Here is a 19931-nt window from a genome sequence, read left to right on the forward strand (position 1 = left end):
TCAGTGATTGGCCTTGATCGCACGATGGCCAATGTCTCGCCGGTACTGCATGCCGTCGAAGTGGATGCCGCGCGCCACGTCGTAGGCGCGCGCCTGCGCCTGCTTGACCGAATCGGCCAGCACGGTGACGCACAGCACGCGGCCGCCCGCCGTTTTGACCTGCTCGCCCTCGGCCACGGTGCCGGCGTGGAAGACCACGGCGTCGTCGACCGGCTTGGGCAGGCCGGTGATGAGGTCGCCCTTCTTGGGGTTCAGCGGGTAGCCGCCCGCCGCCATCACCACGCCCAGGGCGGCGCGGCGGTCCCATTGCAGCTCGACTTCATGAAGCCTGCCGCTGGTGGCGGCCAGCAGCACGTCCACCAGGTCGGACTTCAGCCGCATCATGATGGGCTGCGTCTCGGGGTCGCCCATGCGGGTGTTGAACTCCAGCGTCTTCGGCCGGCCTTCGGCGTCGATCATCAGGCCGGCGTACAGGAAGCCGGTGAAGGGGATGCCGTCCTTGTCCATGCCGCGGATGGTGGGCAGGATCACGTCGCGCATCACGCGCGCGTGCACGTCGGGCGTGACCACGGGCGCGGGCGAGTACGCGCCCATGCCGCCGGTGTTGGGGCCCTCGTCGCCGTCCTTCAGGCGCTTGTGGTCCTGGCTGGTGGCCAGCGCCGCCACGTCCTTGCCGTCGCACAGCACGATGAAGCTGGCCTCCTCGCCCGCCAGGAACTCCTCGATCACCACGCGCGCGCCGCCTTCGTTGTGCGCCACGCCCAGCGTGTTGCCGCCCAGCATGTCGTCGATGGCGGCATGCGCTTCTTCTTTTGTAGCAGCCACCACCACGCCCTTGCCGGCGGCCAGGCCGTCGGCCTTGACGACGATGGGCGCGCCCAGGCGATCGACGTAGGCATGCGCGGCGGCCGGGTCGCTGAAGGTCTCGTAGGCCGCGGTGGGAATGCCGTGGCGCTTCATGAAGTCCTTGCTGAAGGCCTTGGAGCTTTCGAGCTGCGCGGCCGCCCGGGTGGGGCCGAAGATGCGCAGGCCGTGCGCGCGGAAATCGTCCACCACGCCGGCGGCCAGCGGCTGCTCGGGGCCGACCACGGTGAGGCCGATCTTTTCCTTCAGCGCCCAGTCGCGCAGCGCGGCCACGTCGGTGAGGGGCACGTTCTTCAGGGTAGGCGACAGCGCCGTGCCGCCGTTGCCGGGGGCCACGTACACCTGCTGCACCTTGGGCGATTGCGCCAGCTTCCAGGCCAGCGCGTGTTCACGGCCGCCGCCGCCGATCACCAGGACTTTCATGCCAGCTCGATGTTGGCGTTGTGGAACACGTCCTGCACGTCGTCCAGGTCCTCGATCATGTCCAGCAGCTTCTGCATGCGCGCGGCGTCCTCGCCGGCCAGGTCGATGGTGTTCTCGGCGCGCATCGTCACCTCGGCCACCTCGGGCTTCAGGCCGGCGGCCTCCAGCGCGTTCTTCACGGCCTCGAACTGCGCCGGGTCGGTCAGCACCTCGATGGCGCCGTCCTCATCGGCGATCACGTCGTCGGCACCGGCTTCCAGCGCCACTTCCATCACCTGGTCCTCGCTGGCGCCGGGGGCGAACACGAGTTGGCCCACGTGCCTGAACTGGAACGCCACCGAGCCCTCGGTGCCCATGTTGCCGCCGTACTTTGAAAAGACGTGGCGCACCTCGGCCACGGTGCGCACGCGGTTGTCCGTCATGGTGTCCACGATGATGGCGGCGCCGCCGATGCCGTAGCCCTCGTAGCGGATCTCTTCATAGCTCACGCCTTCGAGGTTGCCGGTGGCCTTGTCGATGTTGCGCTTGACCGTGTCGGCCGGCATGTTGGCGGCCTTGGCCTTCTCGATGGCCAGGCGCAGGCGCGGGTTGGCCGACGGGTCGCCTCCGCCGGTGCGCGCCGCCACCATGATCTCGCGCACCACGCGCGTCCAGATGCGCTGGCGCTTCTCGTCCTGGCGCCCCTTGCGGTGCTGGATGTTCGCCCATTTGCTGTGGCCGGCCATGAAACCCTGCTTTCTCTAGAAGTCGTCTGATAATCGAGCGATTTTACTTTTCATGGACACGACACCATGGCCGACCCCCTGCTGATCGCCAAGCACGGCGACATCGAATCCCTGCTGCTGCCCGGCCTGGCGAACCGCCACGGCCTGATCACCGGCGCCACCGGCACCGGCAAGACGGTGACCTTGCAGAAGATGGCCGAGGAATTCAGCCGCATCGGCGTGCCGGTGTTCATGAGCGACGTGAAGGGCGACCTCTCCGGTATCAGCCAGGCCGGCAGCATCCAGGGCAAGCTGGCCGAGGTGCTGAAGGAGCGCGGCCTGCCCGCGCCCGAGCCCATGGCCTGCCCCGTCACCTTCTGGGACGTGTTCGGCGAGCTGGGCCACCCGGTGCGCGCCACCATCAGCGACATGGGGCCGCTGCTGCTGGGCCGCATGCTCGACCTGAACGACACCCAGGCCGGTGTGCTGAACCTGGTGTTCAAGATCGCCGACGACAACGGCCTGCTGCTGCTCGACCTGAAGGACCTGCGCGCCATGCTCACCCACGTGGGCGAGAACGCCAAGGACTTCACCACCCAGTACGGCAACATCAGCACCGCCAGCGTCGGCGCCATCCAGCGCGGCCTGCTGCAACTGGAGAGCCAGGGCGCCGACAAGTTCTTCGGCGAGCCCATGCTCGACATCGCCGACCTGATGCAGACCGTGCAGGGCCGGGGCGTGGTCAACATCCTCTCGGCCGACAAGCTGATGACGGCGCCGCGCCTGTACGCCAGCTTCCTGCTGTGGCTGCTGTCCGAGCTGTTCGAGCACCTGCCCGAGGTGGGCGACCCCGAGAAGCCCAAGTTCGTCTTCTTCTTCGACGAGGCGCATCTGCTGTTCGCCGACGCGCCCAAGGTGCTGCTGGAGCGCATCGAGCTGGTGGTGCGCCTGGTGCGCTCCAAGGGCGTGGGCGTGTATTTCGTCACGCAGAACCCCATCGACGTGCCCGACACCGTGCTGGCGCAGCTGGGCAACCGCGTGCAGCACGCGCTGCGCGCCTTCACCCCGCGCGACCAGAAGGCGGTGAAGGCCACCGCGCAGACCATGCGCGCCAACCCGGGGCTCGACATCGAGAGCGCCATCACCGAGCTGGGCACCGGCGAGGCGCTGGTGAGCTTCCTCGACGCCAAGGGCCGCCCAGGCGTGACCGAGCGCGTATTCGTCATCCCGCCCGGCAGCCAGATCGGCCCGATCACCGACGCCCAGCGCGCCGAGGTTGTGAAGGGCTCGCTGGTGGCCGGCGCGTATGACCAGGCGGTGGACCGCGAATCGGCCTACGAGCTGCTGGCCGCGCGCGGCGGCGCGGCCACCGCCGCACCGGGCGCCCCCGCCAAGCCGGGTGCCCCCGCGCCCGCCCCGGCCGACGACGGCGGCCTGCTGGGGAGCGCCGGCGCCGCCCTCAAGGAAGCCCTGTTCGGCCGCACCGGCCCGCGCGGCGGCCAGTACGACGGCATCGTGCAGAACGTGGTCAAGGGCGAGATGCGCCGCATGGGCCGAGAGCTGGTGCGCGGCGCCCTGGGCAGCCTGCTGGGCGGCAAGCGGCGCTGAATGCGCCGCGTCGCCAAGGTGAATCGGCTCGAAGCATCCGATCCCTAGAATCCGCTTTCACGAACACCTCTCCACCCTTTCAACCGATCCGAGCACATGGCAACCCAACACCCCCACACCGGCCATCCCAGCCCGCTCCACTCTTGGCTGGAGATGCGCGTGTTCAACGAAATCGCCACCCTGCCCATGGCCTGGCCGATGCTCATGCAAACGCCCAAGGGCGACGGCCACCCGGTGCTGCTCTCGCCCGGCTTCATGGGCGACGAAGGCTCGCTCTTCGCGCTCAAGCGCTTTCTCGAAAGCCGGGACTACGAGGTGCACACCTGGGGCATGGGCCGCAACGTCGGCTTCAAGACGCGGCACGCCCAGGCGCTGGAGCAGAAAATCCGCCACCTGCATCACCACACGGGCCGCAAGGTCAGCCTGATCGGCTGGAGCCTGGGCGGCCTGTTCTCGCTCTACGGCGCGCTGGAGGCGCCCGAGTGCGTGCGCCAGCTGATCACGCTGGGCAGCCCCGTCACGATGGACCCCGAGCACGGCAGCCAGTCGGCGCCTTTCGTGCGCAAGCTGTACCGCATCATCGCGCACCCCATGGGCCCCAGCGTGCACCTGATGCAGCCGCGCTCCAAGAAACTGCGCAACCGGCAGTTGCCGCCGGTGCCCATCAGCTGCCTGTACTCGATCAGCGACGGCGTGGTGCCCGCGCAGGAGGCGACCATCACCGGCGACCCCAGCCATTGCGAGAACATCCGCGTCTACGGCAGCCACGTCGGCCTGGGCTTCAACGCGATGGTGCTGGCCATCGTCGCCGACCGCCTGGCCCAGCCCGAGGGCGAGTGGAAGCCCTTCGAGCCCACCGGCGTGAGCGGCATGGCCTACCGCATGGCGACGCACGACGCGGTGCTGATCTGAGCACGCCGCGCTCTCCCGCGGCTCACCTCCCCGCCATCAGTTCCCGCGCCAGATCGCTGTAGATTCTATAGCGGCTGGCGTTGATCGCTCCTGGGCTGGAGGCCGATTCGACCATTGAAATCACCCCGCAGCCCGGCTCGTGCAGGTGGGTGCAGTTATAGAACCGGCATGCGGCCACGTGGGGGTTGATGTCGGGCATGTAGGCGGCCAGCTGCGCCGGCTCGATGTGGCGCAGGCCGAACTCCTGGAAGCCAGGGGAGTCGATCAGGGCGCTCGCGCGCGCATCGTCCAGCCAGTACCAGGTGGTGCTGGTGGTGGTGTGGCGGCCGCTGTTCAGGGCCTGCGAGATCTCGCCCGTCTGCGCGCCGGCGCCGGGCACCAGGCGGTTGATGAGGGTGCTCTTGCCGGCGCCCGAGGGGCCCAGGATCAGCGTGGTGCGGCCGTGCAGCCGCCGGGCCAGGGCGTCGATGGATTCAATGGGCACGTCCACCGCCTGGCGCGGCTTGGCGGCCAGGCCCAGCACGGCATAGCCCATGGCGCGGTAGGGCGCCAGCCGCGCCCAGGCGCGCGCGAAAGGCACCCCCAGGTCGGCCTTGTTCAGCACGATCAGCGGCGCGATGTGCTCGGCCTCGCAGGCGATCAGGGCGCGGGCGAGCTGGTGCTCGGAGAACTCGGGCTCGGCGGCGACCAGGATCAGCACCTGGTCCAGGTTGGCGGCGAAGGACTTGGTGCGCACCTCGTCCTGGCGGTACAGCAGGTTGCGGCGTTCCACCACCTGCTCGATGGTGCCCTCGTCCTGCGAGGGCAGCCAGCGCACGCGGTCGCCCACCACCACGGCCAGCTTCTTGCCGCGCGGGTGGCAGATGACGCGCTCGCCGCCCGGCGTCTCGACCACGCAGTGGCGCCCGTGGGCGCTGACGACCAGCCCGTCCTGCAGGCGAGCGTCAGCGGCAGAAGGAGAGCGTGGGCGGCTCAAGGCGTGGCGCGGGGCTGGGCGCGAGCAGCGTCGGCCAGTTCGTCAGTGGCGCGCGCGGCGCGCACGTCGAGCGCGGTCACGCCGCCGGCGTCGTGCGTGGTCCAGACCACGGCCAGGTGGCCCCAGCCGACGTGCAGGTCGGGGTGGTGGTTCAGGCGCTCGGCCAGCCCGGCCACGGCCTGCGCCAGTGCCATCGCCTGGGCGAAGTCGGGCAGGCGCCAGCGCTTCTCCAGCGCCGGCACGCCGCCGCGCACGACCTGCGCCCAGCCGGGCGGCGGCGCGTCGATTGCTCCGGATTCAGGAGCTGCTGGCGCAGGTGGGACGGGCGCTGGAGCCATATTTTTCTTAGAAGATCAGTTGTTCAAGGCGCACTGCACAAGCTGCGGCACATCCAGCACCTCGGCACGCAAGGCCGCGGAGCAGGCCAAGCCAGCGCACCCGTGGCCGGGGGCCCCCCGGCCAGGGGGTGCGCCCCCTTGAGGGGAGATGCCGCAACATCGCGCAGCGAGTGGAGCAACGGGGGTGGGTCATAGAACCTGCGCGCCCATGCGCGCGATGCGCTCGCTGGCGGGCGGGTGCGAGTAGTAGAAGCGCACGTACACCGGGTCGGGCGTGAGCGTGCTGGCGTTGTCCTTGTAGAGCTTGACCAGCGCGTTGCTCAGGTCTTGCGCGCTGGCCTGGGCGGCGGCGTAGGCGTCGGCCTCGAACTCGTGCTTGCGCGACAGTTGCGCCATCAGCGGCGACAGGAAGAAGCTGAACACCGGCACCACCAGCATGAACAGCAGCAGCGCCAGCGCGTGGTTGGGCACGGTTCCGCCCAGTTCGGCCGGCAGGTTGGGCGTGACGCCCAGGCCCGCATAGAACCAGCTCTGCCGCGCCAGCCAGCCCAGCAGCGCCAGCCCGCCCAGGCTGAGCGCGAACATCCCGGCGATGCGCTGGGCGATGTGCCGGTGCTTGAAGTGGCCCAGCTCGTGCGCCAGCACGGCCTCCACCTCGGGCGGGGTGAGCTGCTCCAGCAGCGTGTCGAAGAACACCACGCGCTTGGCGGCGCCGAAGCCGGTGAAATAGGCGTTGGCGTGCGCGCTGCGGCGGCTGCCGTCCATCACGAACAGGCCCTTGGCGGCAAAGCCGCAGCGGGCCATCAGGCCGGTCACCCGCGCCTTCAGCGACTCGTCCTGCAAGGGCTGGAACTTGTTGAACAGCGGCGCGATGAACATCGGGTAGACCACCAGCATCAGCAGGCTGAAGCCCATCCACGCGCCCCAGGTCCACAGCCACCACCAGGCGCCGGTGGCGTTCATCAGCCACAGCACCAGCGCGGCCAGCGGCACGCCGATGGCGATGCCGAGCAGCGTGGACTTCAGCAGGTCGCCCAGCCACAGCCCGAGCGTCATCTTGTTGAAGCCGAAGCGCTGCTCCAGCACGAAGGTGTTGAACAGCGCCACCGGCAGGTCGATCAGCCCGTTGATGGCGGCAAAGGCCACCAGCAGCGCCAGCGGCTGCAACAGCGGGCGCTGGGCGCCCATCAGGTCCAGCAGGGCGCCGTTCAGCCCGTCCAGCCCGCCCAGCAGCGTCCAGCCCAGCAGCACGGCGGCGCCCAGGGCCAGCTCGATCAGGCCGAAGCGCAGCTTGGCCACCGTGTAGTCGGCCGCGCGCTGGTGCGAGGCGAGCGGAATCGCCTGCGCGAACTCCGCCGGCACCTGGGCGCGGTGGCGGGCCACAGCGCGGATCTGGCGCGAGGCCAGCCACAGCTTGACCAGCAGGTTGGCCAGCAGCGCCGCGCCCAGGATGAGGCTGACGACGAGGGCGGGAGTGAGCGGTTCGTTCAAGGTGAAAGGTCGGGTTGGCGGCCGAAGCGCCGAGTGTAGAACGTGGACAATCGCCCCCCATGACCGACCAAGCCCCCTCCCCCAGCGACGCCCTGCCCAAGTCCGACCAGAACCTGGTCTGGCTGGACTGCGAGATGACCGGCCTGGACCCGGAGAAGGAACGCATCATCGAGATCGCCGTGGTCGTCACCGGCCCGCAGTTGACGCCGCGCGTCGAAGGGCCGGTGCTGGTCGTCCACCAGAGCGACGCCGTGCTGGACGCCATGGACGCCTGGAACAAGGGCACGCACGGGCGCAGCGGGCTGATCGACAAAGTGAAGGCCGCCACCACCACCGAGGCCGAGGCCGAGGCCAAGCTGATCGCCTTCCTCTCGCGCTACGTGCCCAAGGGCGCCTCGCCGATGTGCGGCAACACCATCGGCCAGGACCGGCGCTTCCTGGTCAAGTACATGCCGCGGCTGGAGGCGTTCTTCCACTACCGCAACATCGACGTCAGCACGCTGAAGGAACTGGCGCGCCGCTGGCGGCCGGAAGTGGTCGATGCCTTCACCAAGCGCCAGGCGCATACGGCGCTGGCGGACGTGCATGAGTCGATTGATGAACTGGCGCACTACCGCGAGCGCTTCATCCGGCTGCACGGCTGACACCCCCTGTCGGCCCGCATCTCGCCCACCTGCCGAGAAACACCGGCATTGCGCCGGGCCGCCTCGGTGCGCGTCCAGTCGAGCACATCAACGCCCAAGCTCAGCGGGTGCCGCAGGCGGTCTATTAGAGTGAAGAGTCAGACCGCAGAGGCATCCCGAAAAGCGCGAAGAACAGAGTTGATCCGCGTCTGGTAGCCAGCGCCTTGTGCCTTGAACCACTCAATAACGTCCTGGTCAATGCGCAGCGAGATCAGTTCCTTATTGGGAACTGGCGCAAGCCCGCGCCGGACGATGCCGCGAACGATGTGATCCGGGTCGAACTCGGGATGCTCTTGAGACGGTTGGGCCTGGGTGTTGGGCGACATGAGCTGGGGCCAGTCAGTTCTGGACTTGGCTGAAGAAGAAGCGCGCTTCTCGATCGGTTGCTTTGCGGAAGGAGATGATGCGGATTTCATCGTTGGTCTCCGTGTGAGCGATGGACACAGGCACCCCGGCCAGAAGGCCCAGCGTGACGAAGCGTTGTTCACCGTAGTCGAAGCGGTCATCCTCGTAGGTGAAGGTCAAGCCTTCAAAGACGCGCGGTGCATCAACGAAATCAAGGCCATGATCCTTGAGATTGATCCCGCGCTTGCGCTCTGACCATGTGAAACGCATGCAGCATTGTAGCTACAAGGCGTAGGTGCATCAAGGGCGGGGGATTCCTGCGACTCAAGGATTTAATTTTCATCTGACCCTGATTTCCTCAAATTTTCATCTGACCCTGATTTCCTTCAGACGTGGCCGGCCTGATCGACGCCGTGCACGTGAAAAATGTTCTTCGCCAGATCGATGCCAACGGTGGTAGCTTGCATGGGGGACGCTCCTGTCTGGATGACAAGTGGTTGTTCGGACCTCCACTTTGGCTCTTCAGGGCCGATCAGGTGGGGGCGTCCATTCCATTAATTACCCCGCTGATTTTCCCGCCCTGATTTCTCATGACCCAAATTTCCCCCTGATTTTTCCTAGTGGTTTGATGAACCGTTCAGGAGACATCAGGCCCTTGCTCCTTATTCCCTCGTGGCTGAGATAACAAGCTGGCCACAGCTGAAAAGGCCATGCTAGTCAACCAAAAATAGAAGCCTAAACCCACTGTATATGGAAAGTCTCCCGCGCTTCCAACTGGGATTGTGGTGCCGAGTGGAAACAATGCGGCCACGACGAGTGCCAATGAAGCGAGCATGAACCCTAAGCCAGGGTCTGTGCGCTTACCCCAAGCGAACCATAAAAGCACGTTGGCCAGCCAAGAAAAGTGGCCCGCAAATATGCCTATTGGCCCAAGTAGCAGTGCCTCAAGGCCGTAGTGGGGCTGTAGCTTCCCATAGTAGTCAGCAAAGTACGCCGGAAACGCAAGGCTTGCTGCATACAAGCCAATGCTGAGCCAGCCGCACAACTGCGACAGAATTTGAGAGCGACGTCGCACGCGTCTCCTAACGGACAAAGTAAGAGGGAAAATTAGGGAAAATTAGGGTCAGATCACAATTTATTCCCTATGCCACGGCTTCCTCGGGTTCACTCTGGGTGTGTCCTACCCATTTGCCGCGCCGTTCGGTGGCGACCAACTTCTGGTTGCAGAGCCGGTCAACGGTGTTGATCCGGTCCAGAATTTCAGTGACCTTGCCGTTGCCCTTGAACTTCTCGAAGGCAACGATGCGCAGCAGGGCATCGGCCTGGGCGGGTACTCGGCCGGTTCTCTCCCACAGGGAGACGGATTGCTCGGTCGTCAGCAGCACGCGCTGCGCCAGCGACTGCTGCGACAGGCCCAGCAGCGTGCGCAGAAAGCGCAGCTCCTTGCCGGTGATGCGACCAGGCTTCTTGATGATCGACTGGGCGATGACGAGGTGCAGGCCGTCGGTGTCTTCAATGGACACGCCTTTGCCGTAGGGCGTGCGGTGGATGGTGTAGCCGTTTTCCAGCCACACGTTGTCGAGGCCGGATTCCGTGTAGTGGTACATGTCAGCTCTCATTCAATATAGAAGACCGTGACCATGATGACGTTGGGCGTGTCGTCGCTGATGGCCGCGACGACGCAGCAGTTGTGGCCTGAGCAGAAGTGCTCCATCCGGCACTCCAGTGTTCCCTTGTAGGTATTGGGCTCGGGAGTGCGCCGAATCACACCTCTGCGCAGACACTCGATGGCTACGTGCAGCGGCATCTTCCGATCCTTCATCTGCTTGCGGGCATGCGCGGTGATGATGACCTTTGCAGAATCGCCCGCCGCAGACCTGATGAGCTTCGCAAGCTGCGATTTCGATAGCGTGAAGACCGAGCCTGTGACCATAAAATTTATGGGTTCATGGTACCCCATAAATCAAGGGTCAGATCAAGATTTTTCTTACCGCCCTGCCCCCACCAAATCCATCCGGCGCCTGAGCCGCGCCGCCTCGTCCGCGCCGCCCCGCTCGTCGGCCAGCCGCGCCTGCACGCCCAGCCAGGCCAGCAGCGGGCGGCGCCAGCCTTGTTGGGACGCGGTATCGACCGCACGCGCCACCACGTTGGGGCTGGCGTCGGCGCGGCGCAGTTGCACGCCGGCGGCGATCAGGCGGGCGAAGGGGTCGGCGGGCGGGGTGGCGCTGCGGTGCGGTTCGGGCAGCAGCGCGGTATCGGCGGCGGTGAGCCGCTCGCCGGCCAGGTAGCGGGCATAGGCGCGCTCGGCGTCGCCGGCGTCGGCGCGCAGCGGCTCGAAGCCGGCGCAGGGCTCGAACACCAGGCTGGCGACCTGCGCGGCGCAGCGCGTCAGCTCGATGCGGGCCACCAGCTCGGGGCGACCGGTGCGGGCGGTTTCGGCGCGGGCCTGCTCGAACTCGCGCGCGGCGACGCGGGCGTCGCCTTTCAGGTAGGCCTCGGCAAAGCGCTCGGCGTGGCCGACGGCATTGATGCTCCAGTCAGGCACTTTCGGGCCACCAGCGCAGGCGCAGAGCGCGCCGGCAGCTATCAGAAGTGAAGCAATGGTGATTCGCCTCATGGCAGCTTCACCTCCTTCTCCTTCGGGGCGAAGGGCCACTTGCGGTTCAGCTCGGCGATCAGCGCGTCGATCTTGCGCAGGCTGCTTTCCACGTCGGCGCGCAGGCCGCCCAGGTCGGCGGTGGCCTCGCGCGCGTTGCCGGCGACGGCCTGCACGTCCTTCAGCACGGCATCGACCTGCGCCATGCTCTGGCGCACGTCCTTCAGCAGCGCGTCGAGCTGGCCGACGGCGGCGCGGGCGCCGTTGACCAGGCCGTCCTGGCCCAGCACCTGCTGGTCGGCCTTCTTGAGTACGCCGTCGGTGCGCACGGCCACGGCGTCGAGGTTCTTCACCAGCTGGTTGGTGCGCTCCAGCAGCTCGGCCACGCGGCGGGCGTCGGCCTCGTTGCCGGTCAGCGCGCCCAGCAGGCCGCCCTGGGTGCTGTTCATCTTCTGGGTGAAGGCGCGCACGTCGGCCAGCATGCCGGCCAGCGCGGACTGCTCGGCGGTGAGCTGGCTGAGGTTCTGCAACACGTCGCGCGCGTCGGCCACCATCTTGGGGATCTCGGCCGACACGTCGCCGCGCAGCACGGTGCGCTCGGCGCCGGCGGGCAGCGGCGGGTCGTCCAGGATGCCGGTGAAGGCGCGCAGCCGGGCGGCGCCGACCAGCCCTTTCTCCAGCGTGAAGATGCTGGAGGTGCGCAGCCAGTGCGCGTCCTTCAGCGGCACGTCCACCGCGATGCGCACGGTGCCCTGCTCGACCAGCTCGATGCCGCTCACGCGGCCGACGGGAAAGCCGGAGAAGGTCATGTCCATGCCGACCACCACGCCCTCGGAGTCGTCGGTGGCCAGGTACAGGCGCTGCGTGGCCTCGAAGGCACCGCGCGCCCACATCAGGTACAGCACCACGCCGGCGATCAGCGCCGCCATGAACAGCAGCAGCAGCGCGGCGCGCACCTCCAGGCCGCGCTGGGCGCGGCTGGCGGCCAGCGGGGGCGGGTCGTCGTCTTGGGGGGGGCTGCTCATGCCCTCAATAGTAGTTGCCCACCAGCGACGCGATCTCGATCACCAGCATCAGCACGAACATGCGCACCAGGCCCTGCAACTCCACGCTGGTGCGCGAGGCGCGGTGCGGCATGTCGCGCAGCGCGTTGGCCACCGGCAGCAGCGCCACCGCCAGCGCGAACAGCAGCGTCTTCAGCCCGAAGATCAACGACACCACCGGGTTGAAGATGTGCCCCACCCCCCGGTTGTACGCCGCCATGCCGGCCAGGTTGAAGCCGTGCACGCCGATGTAGGCCAGCACCAGCGAGATCACGCAACTGAACGCCGCCAGCAGCAGCACGGCGGCCACGCCGGCCAGCACGCGCGGCAGCACTTCATGCACCAGCGGGTCGATGCCGCGCGCGCGCAGCGCCTGAAAACCGCCGTCGCGCTTGAGTTTGTACAGCTCCGAGCCGCTCGGGATGCTGTATTCCACCGCCACGAACAGCGCCGCCGCCAGCGGGATCAGCTCCAGCACCAGCACGCGCACCACGGCGTCCAGCGCGTACTGCGTCAGCCCGTAGGCGAAGGCGGTGACCACCACGATGCGGATCACCACCACGTTGAACAGCGCCATCAGCGTGGTGAAGCCCGGCAGCCCCGGCCCGGCGGCGGCGTACACCTGCCGCAGCACGGCGCCGCGCGTCTCGCGCCGCCAGCTGGACGGCGACAGCGCCAGCACCGCCACCTGCGCGCCGATGAAGGCCATCAGCCACCAGCCCCGCAGCCATTGCAGCACCTCGCGCCCCAAGTGCAGCAGCCAGCCGTACAACGAGAAACCCGTGGTCATGCGGGCATGATACGACGGGCGCCGCGTTCAGGCATTAAATTGGCCTTCAGCGCTTATGGGGCAATCGCTGGCAGCTATCATTATTGAAGTCATCGCGCGCATGCGCCGGGCACGTTTTCGCGTCCGGCGCCACACTGGCGCAATCTGCGCCACACTGGCGCAATCTGCGCCACAACTGCCCTCGTTTAGAGATTCATGCCCACTGCAATCCGCGCGCGCCTGCGCTATATTGCACCGCAGCATCCGCCCATAACAACCGCCCCATGCTCTACCAAATCTACGACGCCCAGCGCTCCCTGATCGAACCCTTCGCCGACATGGCCGACGCCACGGCCAAGCTGTACAGCAACCCGCACACGCTGTGGGGCCAGATGCCGATGGCGCAGCGCGTGGCGGCCTCCTTCGCGCTGTTCCACCGCCTGGGCAAGGACTACGAGAAGCCCGAGTTCGGCATCCGCCACGTCGACGTCGACGGCGTGCACGTGGCCATCGACGAGCGCATCGAGCTGGAAAAGCCCTTCTGCCAGTTGCGCCGCTTCAAGCGCTTCACCGACGACACGGGCACGCTGGGCAAGCTCAAGGGCCAGCCGCCGGTGCTGGTGGTCGCCCCGCTGTCGGGCCACTACGCCACCCTGCTGCGCGACACCGTGCGCACCCTGCTGGAGGGCCACAAGGTCTACATCACCGACTGGAAGAACGCCCGCATGGTGCCGCTGTCGGAGGGCAGCTTCCATCTGGACGACTACGTGAACTACGTGCAGGACTTCATCCGCCACCTGCAAGGCATCTACGGCAACTGCCACGTGATCAGCGTGTGCCAGCCCACCGTGCCGGTGCTGGCCGCGGTGTCGCTGATGGCCAGCCGGGGCGAGAAGACCCCCATCACCATGACCATGATGGGCGGCCCCATCGACGCGCGCAAGTCGCCCACCGCCGTCAACAACCTGGCCGTGCAGCGCAGCTTCGAGTGGTTCGAGAACAACGTGATCTACCGCGTGCCGCCCAACTACCCCGGTGCCGGCCGCCGCGTGTACCCGGGCTTCCTGCAACATACCGGCTTCGTGGCGATGAACCCCGACCGCCACGCCAGCAGCCACTACGACTATTTCAAGGACCTGATCAAGGGCGACGAGTCCAGCGCCGAGGCGCACCGCAAGTTCTACGACGAGTACAACGCCGTGCTCGACATGGACGCGGACTACTACCTCGAAACCATCCGCACCGTGTTCCAGGACTTCAGCCTGGTCAACGGCACCTGGGACGTGCGCAACCCCGCCGGCGAGCCCGAGCGCGTGCGCCCGCAGGACATCCACGCCACCGCCCTGCTCACCGTCGAGGGCGAGTTGGACGACATCTCCGGCTCCGGCCAGACGCGCGCCGCGCATGGGCTGTGCACCGGCATCCCCGAGGCGCAGCGCGACCACCTGGAGGTGCCCGGCGCCGGCCACTACGGCATCTTCAGCGGCCGCCGCTGGCGCACGGTGGTCTATCCGCGCGTGAAGGCGTTCATCGCCGAGCACGCCCAGGCCCTGGCCGCGCCGGCCCTGGCCGCCGCGCCCAAGGCCCCGGCACGCCGCCGCGCCGGCTGACCGCCGGCATGCCCGGGCCCGGCCGGTGACCGCCCTGCCCGCCGCCGACCTGGCCCGCCGCGTGCTGGACGCGCTGCCGCAGACGCAGTGCACGCGCTGCGGCTACCCCGACTGCGCGGCCTACGCCGAGGCCGTCGCCCTGGGCGAGGCCGGCATCAACCAGTGCCCGCCCGGCGGCGCCGAAGGCGTGGCGCGGCTGGCCGCCCTCACCGGCCGGCCGGCCGGGCCGCTCAACCCCGGCAACGGCCTGGAAGGCCCGCGCGGCGTGGCCTGGATCGACGAGAGCTGGTGCATCGGCTGCACGCTGTGCATCGCCGCCTGCCCGGTGGACTGCATCGTCGGCGGCAACAAGCGCATGCACACCGTCGTCGAGGCGCAGTGCACCGGCTGCGCGCTGTGCATCCCCGCCTGCCCGGTGGACTGCATCGCGCTGGAGAACGTCACCGGCACCCGCACCGGCTGGGACGCCTGGTCGCCCGCCCAAGCCGGCGAGGCCCGCGATCGCTATGAATTCACGAGCTGGCGGCGCAAGCGGGAAGCGGGCGAGCAGGCCAAAAGGCTTGAAGAAAAGGCCGCGCGCAAGCTGGCCCATCTGCCTGAGTTGACGCACGGCGCCGAGGGCGCCGAACAGGGCCGCAAGCGCGCCGTGATCGAGGCCGCGCTGGCGCGCGCGCGTGCCCGAAAGAACGCCGGCTGATCTTCAATGCGCCCCGGCGGCGGCATCGCCCCCCGCCCCGCCGTGCGTGCGCCTGGCGAACCACACCAGCCCGATCAGCGCCAGGAACAGCAGCGCCGAGCCGTAGAAGATCTCCTGCGTGGACAGCATGAAGGCCTGCTGCGTCAGCAGGTTGTTCACCATGCCCAGCGCCTGCTCCTGCGTCAGGCCGCTGGCGCGCAGGCCGTCGAGCGTCTGCATGGCGACGGGGTTGCCGGCATTGATCGACTCGGCCAGTTGCGCGTGGTGCAGCGCGCTGCGGTTCTCCCACAGCGTGGTGCTGATCGAGGTGCCCATGGCGCCGGCCGTGATGCGCGTGAAGTTCGACAGCCCCGAGGCCGCCGGGATCCGCGCCGGCTCGATGCCCGAGAGCGTGATCGTCACCAGCGGGATGAAGAAGAACGCCATCGCCACGCCCTGCACCAGGGTCGGGATCATGATGGTGGTGAAGTCGGTCTGCGTGGTGAACAGCGAACGCATCCACAGCACCACGGCGAACACGAGGAAGGCGAAGCTGGCGTACAGGCGCGGATCGACCCGGTTCACCGTCAGCCCCACCAGGGGCGACAGCACGATGGCCAGGATGCCCACCGGCGCCAGCACCATGCCCGCCTGCGTGGCGGTGTAGCCCATGAACTGCTGCAACCACAGCGGCAGGATCACCACGTTGCCGAAGAACACGCCGTAGCCCACCGCCGTGGCCAGCGCGCCCGACCAGAAGTTGCGCCGCGCGAACAGCGACAGGTCCACCACCGGGTGCTCCTCGGTCAGCTCCCAGACCAGGAAGAAGGCAAAGCCCACCACCGCCACCACGGCGAAGGCCACGATCTGCGGCGAATGGAACCAGTCCAGCTCCTTGCCCTTGTCCAGCATGAGCTGCAGCGCGCCCACCCAGACCACCAGCAGCGACAGGCCGATGGCGTCGATCGGCAGCTGGCGCGTGGCCGACTCGCGCTCGCGGTAGATCAGCCAGGTGGCGCCGGCCGCCAGCAGGCCCACCGGGATGTTGATGTAGAAGATCCACGGCCAGCTCACGTTGTCGGTGATCCAGCCGCCCAGCAGCGGCCCCATGATGGGCGCCACCAGCGTGGTCATGGACCACATCGCCATCGCCAGCCCGGCCATGGCCCGCGGGTAGCTGGACAGCAGCAGCGTCTGCGACAGCGGGATCATCGGCCCGGCGACGAAGCCCTGCAGCGCGCGGAAGGCGATCAGCAGCGTCATGTTCGGCGCCAGCCCGCACAGCCACGAGGCCAGCACGAACAGCAGCACGCTGGCCATGAACAGGCGCACCTGGCCCACGCGCTGCGTCAGCCAGCCGGTCAGCGGTACGGCGATGGCGTTGGCCACCGCGAAGCTGGTGATGACCCAGGTGCCCTGCACCGGGCTCACGCCCAGGTCGCCCGAGATGGCGGGCAGCGACACGTTGGCGATGGAGGAGTCCAGCACGTTCATGAACGTGGCCGCCGACAGCGCGATGGTGCCCAGCACGCGCGCGCCGCCGGTCAGCGGCGGGTGCGCGGCGTGGGCCGGGGTGGCGCTCATGAGGGTTCGCCTTCCTGCACGGATTTATGAATCAAATCGGCCTCCAGCGCCCGCCAGGCAAGCGCTGGCAGCTATCAATCATGAAGCGTGGCGGGCGCCCATGTTGCGCGCGATGATCTCGCGCACCAGCGCCTCGGCGCCGCCGTCGGCCTGGGCGAACACGCGGGTCTGCGCCAGCGGCTCGGTGCGCGCGGCGGAGGCCAGCTCGGCGCCGCTCTGGTCGGCCACGTCCACGCGCGCCTCCATCGACAGGCCGACGCGCAGCGGGTGCGCCTTGACCTGCTCGGGCTCCAGCGCGATGCGCACCGGCACGCGCTGCACCACCTTGATCCAGTTGCCGGTGGCGTTCTGCGCCGGCAGCAGCGCCGAGGCGGCGCCGGTGGCGATGCCCAGGCCCGCCACCCTGCCGCGGAATTCGACCTTGCCGCCGTACATGTCGGCCGTCAGCGTGACGGGCTGGCCGACACGGATGTGGCGCAGCTGGTTCTCCTTGAAGTTGGCATCGACCCACAGCTGGTCCAGCGGCACCAGCGCCATCAGCGGCGCGCCGGGCGCCACGCGCTGGCCGAGCTGCACGCTGCGCTTGCTGACGTAGCCCGACACGGGCGCCGGCAGCTCGGTGCGGTGCGCGGCCAGCCAGGCCTCGCGCAATTTGGCGGCGGCGGCCAACACGCTGGGGTGCTGGTCCACGTCGGTGCCGTCGGTCAGCGCCTGGTTGCTGGCCAGCTGCTCGCGCGCGGCGGCCACGGCGGCCTGGGCGGCGTCGAGCGCGCTCTGCGCCGCCGCGACCTGGGCGCGCGCGTGCGCCAGCTCCTCGCCCGAGACGGCGCCGCCGCCGGCCAGGCCCTGGCGCCGCGCCAGGTCCTGCTGCGCGGTGGCGAGCTGGGTGCGGGCCTTGGCGGCGTCGGCCTCGCGCAGCTTGACCTGCGCGCCGAAGGAGGCGTTGTTGGCGTACAGCGTGCGCACCTGGCGCACCGCCTGGCCCAGCGCGGCCTCGGCCTGCGCCTGCGCCACGCCGGCGTCGGCCGGGTCGAGCCGCACCAGCGGCTGCCCGGCCTGCACGGGCTCGGTCTCGTCGGCGAAGATGGCGGTGACGGTGCCGCCGATCTGCGGCGTGATCTGCACCAGGTTGCCCTGCACGTAGGCGTTGTCGGTGTCCTCGAAGTGGCTGAGCACCAGCCAGTCGTACACGCCCCAGGCGATGGCGGCCAGCAGGACGACGCCGGCGAGCCCGGCCAGGGCGCGCCTGCGGCGCGGGTTGCCGTTGGGAGCCGGCTGGCTTGGGGCGGATGTGGGATCGGCCATGGTGTTCTTCTCTGAAAGGTTCAGTGGTTCGACGGCAGGTCGGGCGTCGGCTGCCAGCCGCCACCCATGGCCTGCGCCACGCCGGCCTGGCTGATGAAGGCCTGGGCCGCCAGGTCGGCCTGCTGGCGGCGCTGCGCCAGCACGGCGGTCTCGGCCGTCAGCACCTGGAGGTAGTTGCCCAGGCCCGCCTGGTAGCGCTGGCGTGCGATGTCGTAGGCGCCCTCGGCGGCTTGCAGCGCGCGCGCCTGCTCGGCCTGCTGGCGGGCGGTGGCGCGCACCGCCTGCGACTGGTCGGCCGCCTCGCGCATGGCGTCGATCACGGTGGCGTTGTAGGTCTCGATGGCGGCGTCGACGTCGGCGCTCCTGGCGGCCAGGCCGGCGCGCAGGCGCCCGGCCTCGAAGATGGGCAGGCGGATCGCCGGGCCCACGCCCCACTGGAAGCTGTCGCCCTTGAGCAGGTTGCCGAAGCCCAGGCTCTGGAAGCCGGCGAAGGCCGCCAGGTTGATGTTGGGATAGAACTGCGCCCTGGCCACGTCCACCTCGCCGCGCGCGGCCTCCACGCGCCAGCGCGCGGCCACGATGTCGGCGCGGCGCGCCAGCCAGTCGGCGTGCAGTTCGGACGGCACGGCCAGCGGCCGCAAGGCGGACAGGCTGGGCGCCTGCACGTCATCGGCCAGGCGCGGCTGGCCCAGCAGCGCGGCCAGGGCGTTGCGGCTGGCTTCGATCTGCTGGTCGAAGGCGGCGATCTGCGTGCGCGAGTCGGCGCGCACGGTCTCGTTCTGGCGCACTTCGAGCTGCGTGTCCAGGCCCGCCTGCACGCGGTCCCGCACCAGCGCCACCATCTGCTGGCGCTGTGCCAGCGCGCGTTCGGCCAGCGCGCGCTGCCCGGCCAGGCGCGCCCACTGCACGTAGCCGCGCACGACGTTGGTGGCCAGCAGCACGCGGGCGGCGTCGGCCTCGGCCTCGGCGGCGCGCAGCTGGCCGACGGCGGCGCGGATGGCGCCGGCGTGCCTGCCGAAGAAGTCCAGCTCCCAGCCGCCGTTGATCTGCAGGTTGCCCAGGTTCTGGGTGGAGCCGCCGAGCGGCGCCGGGTAGATGTAGTTGCCGGAGAAGGCCTGGCGGTTCAGGTCGAGCGCGCCGTTGACCTGCGGTTGCAGCGCGGCGGCGGCCACCTGCTCGGCGGCGCGCGCCTTGGCCACGCGCGCGGCGGCCACTTGCAGGCCGGGGTTGCGCGCCAGCGCCTCGGCGACCAGGCGGTCGAGCTGCGCGTCGCCCAGCGCCGTCCACCAGTCCTGCGCCGGGGCGATGGTGGGCGATTCGGCATCGAGGCCCAGCGCGGCGGGCTCGGTGAGTTGCGCCGACGAGCGGATGCCCCGCGTGTCGGCACAGCCGGCCAGCAGCGCGAGCGCGGCGAGGCCGATGGCGGCGGTCCGGCGGATCATGGCCGGGTCTCCTGCGCGGCAGCCCGGCCCAGCAGGGACTCGGCCTTGCCGGCCACGCGGTCCAGCAGCATGCGCAACTGCGCCCACTCCTCGGGCGTGAAGTCTTCCAGCACCTCGTTGTAGACGCGGGCCAGCACGCGCGGCATCTGCTCGGCGGCGGCCACGCCTTCGGGCGTGAGCGCGATGTGCACCACGCGGCGGTCGGTCTCGGAGCGCACGCGGCGGCACAGGCCGCGCGCCTCCAGGCGGTCGAGCAGGCGCGTCATGTAGCCGGCGTCCACGGTGCAGCGGCGCGCCAGGTCGGCCACGGTGTCGGCCTCGCCGCGGTGGATCTTGTAGAGCGGCACCCATTGCGGCACGGTGGCGCCGCCCAGCTCGGTGGCCTCGCTGACGAGCTGGCCGATGGCCACCTGCGCGCGGCGCAGCATCCACAGCACGCTGGTCTCGGGGCGGATGCCGTCGTTGTCGAAGAAGGGCTTGGACGCGCGGCGGCGGCTGGCGCGGGGCGCGGGTTCGGGCGCGGATGCGGTGGCGGGCATGGCGGCGGGTTCGGGCTGAACGG

22 protein-coding genes are annotated in these 19931 nt (G+C 69.2%); 6 read left to right on the forward strand and 16 right to left on the reverse strand.

The window, feature by feature from the left end:
- Nucleotides 1-1287 (reverse strand): phosphoribosylamine--glycine ligase, encoded by a 1287-nt coding sequence (purD, locus tag QM772_RS02410; RefSeq protein WP_415133798.1) that lies wholly within the window; start codon nucleotides 1285-1287, stop codon nucleotides 1-3.
- Nucleotides 1284-2012, reverse strand: a complete 729-nt coding sequence (locus QM772_RS02415; protein WP_415133800.1) for a YebC/PmpR family DNA-binding transcriptional regulator — start codon at nucleotides 2010-2012, stop codon at nucleotides 1284-1286. The genes purD and QM772_RS02415 overlap by 4 nt, the downstream gene beginning before the upstream one ends.
- A gap of 66 nt (nucleotides 2013-2078) precedes the next feature.
- Here QM772_RS02415 and QM772_RS02420 point away from each other — a divergent pair, with 66 nt between their 5' ends.
- The gene (locus QM772_RS02420) at nucleotides 2079-3599 is read left to right on the forward strand and encodes a helicase HerA-like domain-containing protein (protein ID WP_415133802.1); all 1521 of its coding nucleotides are present in this window, start codon (nucleotides 2079-2081) and stop codon (nucleotides 3597-3599) included.
- A 96-nt stretch (nucleotides 3600-3695) separates the two neighbouring features.
- The gene (locus QM772_RS02425) at nucleotides 3696-4511 is read left to right on the forward strand and encodes an esterase/lipase family protein (RefSeq protein WP_415133804.1); all 816 of its coding nucleotides are present in this window, start codon (nucleotides 3696-3698) and stop codon (nucleotides 4509-4511) included.
- A 22-nt stretch (nucleotides 4512-4533) separates the two neighbouring features.
- Here the strand turns inward: QM772_RS02425 and rsgA are convergent, their stop codons facing one another.
- The 3 genes from rsgA to QM772_RS02440 form a co-directional block, all read right to left on the reverse strand.
- Nucleotides 4534-5487, reverse strand: a complete 954-nt coding sequence (gene rsgA, locus QM772_RS02430; protein ID WP_415133806.1) for a ribosome small subunit-dependent GTPase A — start codon at nucleotides 5485-5487, stop codon at nucleotides 4534-4536.
- Nucleotides 5484-5825 carry a 4a-hydroxytetrahydrobiopterin dehydratase gene (locus QM772_RS02435; protein WP_415133808.1) on the reverse strand — a complete coding sequence of 114 codons (342 nt, stop codon included), beginning with the start codon at nucleotides 5823-5825 and terminating at the stop codon, nucleotides 5484-5486. The genes rsgA and QM772_RS02435 overlap by 4 nt, the downstream gene beginning before the upstream one ends.
- 189 nt (nucleotides 5826-6014) lie before the next feature.
- On the reverse strand, nucleotides 6015-7316 hold the full coding sequence (locus tag QM772_RS02440) for a M48 family metallopeptidase (protein ID WP_415133810.1): 1302 nt from the start codon (nucleotides 7314-7316) through the stop codon (nucleotides 6015-6017).
- Nucleotides 7317-7375: 59 nt separating this feature from the next.
- Here QM772_RS02440 and orn point away from each other — a divergent pair, with 59 nt between their 5' ends.
- Nucleotides 7376-7960 (forward strand): oligoribonuclease, encoded by a 585-nt coding sequence (gene orn / locus QM772_RS02445; RefSeq protein WP_415133812.1) that lies wholly within the window; start codon nucleotides 7376-7378, stop codon nucleotides 7958-7960.
- A gap of 137 nt (nucleotides 7961-8097) precedes the next feature.
- Here the strand turns inward: orn and QM772_RS02450 are convergent, their stop codons facing one another.
- Complete coding sequence (locus QM772_RS02450) at nucleotides 8098-8325, reverse strand: BrnA antitoxin family protein (RefSeq protein WP_415133814.1); 228 nt, start codon at nucleotides 8323-8325, stop codon at nucleotides 8098-8100.
- A 13-nt stretch (nucleotides 8326-8338) separates the two neighbouring features.
- Nucleotides 8339-8614, reverse strand: a complete 276-nt coding sequence (locus QM772_RS02455; protein WP_415133816.1) for a BrnT family toxin — start codon at nucleotides 8612-8614, stop codon at nucleotides 8339-8341.
- 122 nt (nucleotides 8615-8736) lie between these two features.
- On the opposite strand from QM772_RS02455, the gene QM772_RS02460 reads away from it, so the two are divergent.
- Complete coding sequence (locus tag QM772_RS02460) at nucleotides 8737-8928, forward strand: hypothetical protein (protein WP_415133818.1); 192 nt, start codon at nucleotides 8737-8739, stop codon at nucleotides 8926-8928.
- A 558-nt stretch (nucleotides 8929-9486) separates the two neighbouring features.
- Here QM772_RS02460 and QM772_RS02465 read toward each other — a convergent pair.
- The 5 genes from QM772_RS02465 to QM772_RS02485 all read right to left on the reverse strand — a co-directional run bounded on the left by QM772_RS02465 (nucleotide 9487) and on the right by QM772_RS02485 (nucleotide 12773).
- A complete protein-coding gene (locus QM772_RS02465) occupies nucleotides 9487-9951 on the reverse strand; it encodes a helix-turn-helix domain-containing protein (protein ID WP_415133820.1) in 465 nt (154 codons plus the stop codon).
- Between the two features lie 8 nt (nucleotides 9952-9959).
- Entirely contained in the window at nucleotides 9960-10277 is a 318-nt protein-coding gene (locus QM772_RS02470) for a DUF4258 domain-containing protein (protein ID WP_415133822.1), read from the reverse strand.
- Between the two features lie 54 nt (nucleotides 10278-10331).
- Complete coding sequence (locus tag QM772_RS02475; protein ID WP_415133824.1) at nucleotides 10332-10889, reverse strand: hypothetical protein; 558 nt, start codon at nucleotides 10887-10889, stop codon at nucleotides 10332-10334.
- Nucleotides 10890-10957: 68 nt separating this feature from the next.
- On the reverse strand, nucleotides 10958-11965 hold the full coding sequence (locus QM772_RS02480) for an MlaD family protein (protein WP_415133826.1): 1008 nt from the start codon (nucleotides 11963-11965) through the stop codon (nucleotides 10958-10960).
- 4 nt (nucleotides 11966-11969) lie between these two features.
- Entirely contained in the window at nucleotides 11970-12773 is an 804-nt protein-coding gene (locus tag QM772_RS02485; RefSeq protein WP_415133828.1) for an MlaE family ABC transporter permease, read from the reverse strand.
- A gap of 263 nt (nucleotides 12774-13036) precedes the next feature.
- Between QM772_RS02485 and QM772_RS02490 the strand changes: the two genes are divergently transcribed.
- Nucleotides 13037-14362: a polyhydroxyalkanoate depolymerase gene (locus QM772_RS02490; protein ID WP_415133830.1), complete on the forward strand. Its 1326-nt coding sequence runs from the start codon at nucleotides 13037-13039 to the stop codon at nucleotides 14360-14362.
- Between the two features lie 25 nt (nucleotides 14363-14387).
- The gene (rsxB, locus tag QM772_RS02495) at nucleotides 14388-15059 is read left to right on the forward strand and encodes an electron transport complex subunit RsxB (RefSeq protein WP_415133832.1); all 672 of its coding nucleotides are present in this window, start codon (nucleotides 14388-14390) and stop codon (nucleotides 15057-15059) included.
- Nucleotides 15060-15062: 3 nt separating this feature from the next.
- Here rsxB and QM772_RS02500 read toward each other — a convergent pair whose 3' ends face one another.
- From QM772_RS02500 to QM772_RS02515, 4 genes are all read right to left on the reverse strand, one after another.
- Nucleotides 15063-16622, reverse strand: a complete 1560-nt coding sequence (locus tag QM772_RS02500) for a DHA2 family efflux MFS transporter permease subunit (RefSeq protein WP_415133834.1) — start codon at nucleotides 16620-16622, stop codon at nucleotides 15063-15065.
- A 78-nt stretch (nucleotides 16623-16700) separates the two neighbouring features.
- Nucleotides 16701-17927, reverse strand: coding sequence for an efflux RND transporter periplasmic adaptor subunit (locus tag QM772_RS02505; protein ID WP_415133836.1), 1227 nt, complete (start codon nucleotides 17925-17927; stop codon nucleotides 16701-16703).
- 20 nt (nucleotides 17928-17947) lie between these two features.
- Nucleotides 17948-19369, reverse strand: coding sequence for an efflux transporter outer membrane subunit (locus QM772_RS02510; protein ID WP_415133838.1), 1422 nt, complete (start codon nucleotides 19367-19369; stop codon nucleotides 17948-17950).
- Nucleotides 19366-19908, reverse strand: a complete 543-nt coding sequence (locus QM772_RS02515) for a MarR family winged helix-turn-helix transcriptional regulator (protein ID WP_415133840.1) — start codon at nucleotides 19906-19908, stop codon at nucleotides 19366-19368. The genes QM772_RS02510 and QM772_RS02515 overlap by 4 nt, the downstream gene beginning before the upstream one ends.
- Nucleotides 19909-19931: the final 23 nt, after the last annotated feature.

It is taken from the genome of Ottowia sp. (assembly GCF_047601385.1).
Lineage (GTDB): Bacteria > Pseudomonadota > Gammaproteobacteria > Burkholderiales > Burkholderiaceae_C > Ottowia.

What these genes read in the sequence shown, in the direction of transcription:
- purD (WP_415133798.1), bottom strand. Translation starts at nt 1,287, where the DNA reads ATGAAAGTCCTGGTGATCGGCGGCGGCGGCCGTGAACACGCGCTGGCC.
- QM772_RS02415 (WP_415133800.1), bottom strand. Translation starts at nt 2,012, where the DNA reads ATGGCCGGCCACAGCAAATGGGCGAACATCCAGCACCGCAAGGGGCGC.
- QM772_RS02420 (WP_415133802.1), top strand. Translation starts at nt 2,079, where the DNA reads ATGGCCGACCCCCTGCTGATCGCCAAGCACGGCGACATCGAATCCCTG.
- QM772_RS02425 (WP_415133804.1), top strand. Translation starts at nt 3,696, where the DNA reads ATGGCAACCCAACACCCCCACACCGGCCATCCCAGCCCGCTCCACTCT.
- QM772_RS02435 (WP_415133808.1), bottom strand. Translation starts at nt 5,825, where the DNA reads ATGGCTCCAGCGCCCGTCCCACCTGCGCCAGCAGCTCCTGAATCCGGA.
- orn (WP_415133812.1), top strand. Translation starts at nt 7,376, where the DNA reads ATGACCGACCAAGCCCCCTCCCCCAGCGACGCCCTGCCCAAGTCCGAC.
- QM772_RS02450 (WP_415133814.1), bottom strand. Translation starts at nt 8,325, where the DNA reads ATGTCGCCCAACACCCAGGCCCAACCGTCTCAAGAGCATCCCGAGTTC.
- QM772_RS02455 (WP_415133816.1), bottom strand. Translation starts at nt 8,614, where the DNA reads ATGCGTTTCACATGGTCAGAGCGCAAGCGCGGGATCAATCTCAAGGAT.
- QM772_RS02465 (WP_415133820.1), bottom strand. Translation starts at nt 9,951, where the DNA reads ATGTACCACTACACGGAATCCGGCCTCGACAACGTGTGGCTGGAAAAC.
- QM772_RS02470 (WP_415133822.1), bottom strand. Translation starts at nt 10,277, where the DNA reads ATGGTCACAGGCTCGGTCTTCACGCTATCGAAATCGCAGCTTGCGAAG.
- QM772_RS02480 (WP_415133826.1), bottom strand. Translation starts at nt 11,965, where the DNA reads ATGAGCAGCCCCCCCCAAGACGACGACCCGCCCCCGCTGGCCGCCAGC.
- QM772_RS02485 (WP_415133828.1), bottom strand. Translation starts at nt 12,773, where the DNA reads ATGACCACGGGTTTCTCGTTGTACGGCTGGCTGCTGCACTTGGGGCGC.
- QM772_RS02490 (WP_415133830.1), top strand. Translation starts at nt 13,037, where the DNA reads ATGCTCTACCAAATCTACGACGCCCAGCGCTCCCTGATCGAACCCTTC.
- QM772_RS02500 (WP_415133834.1), bottom strand. Translation starts at nt 16,622, where the DNA reads ATGAGCGCCACCCCGGCCCACGCCGCGCACCCGCCGCTGACCGGCGGC.
- QM772_RS02505 (WP_415133836.1), bottom strand. Translation starts at nt 17,927, where the DNA reads ATGGCCGATCCCACATCCGCCCCAAGCCAGCCGGCTCCCAACGGCAAC.
- QM772_RS02510 (WP_415133838.1), bottom strand. Translation starts at nt 19,369, where the DNA reads ATGATCCGCCGGACCGCCGCCATCGGCCTCGCCGCGCTCGCGCTGCTG.
- QM772_RS02515 (WP_415133840.1), bottom strand. Translation starts at nt 19,908, where the DNA reads ATGCCCGCCACCGCATCCGCGCCCGAACCCGCGCCCCGCGCCAGCCGC.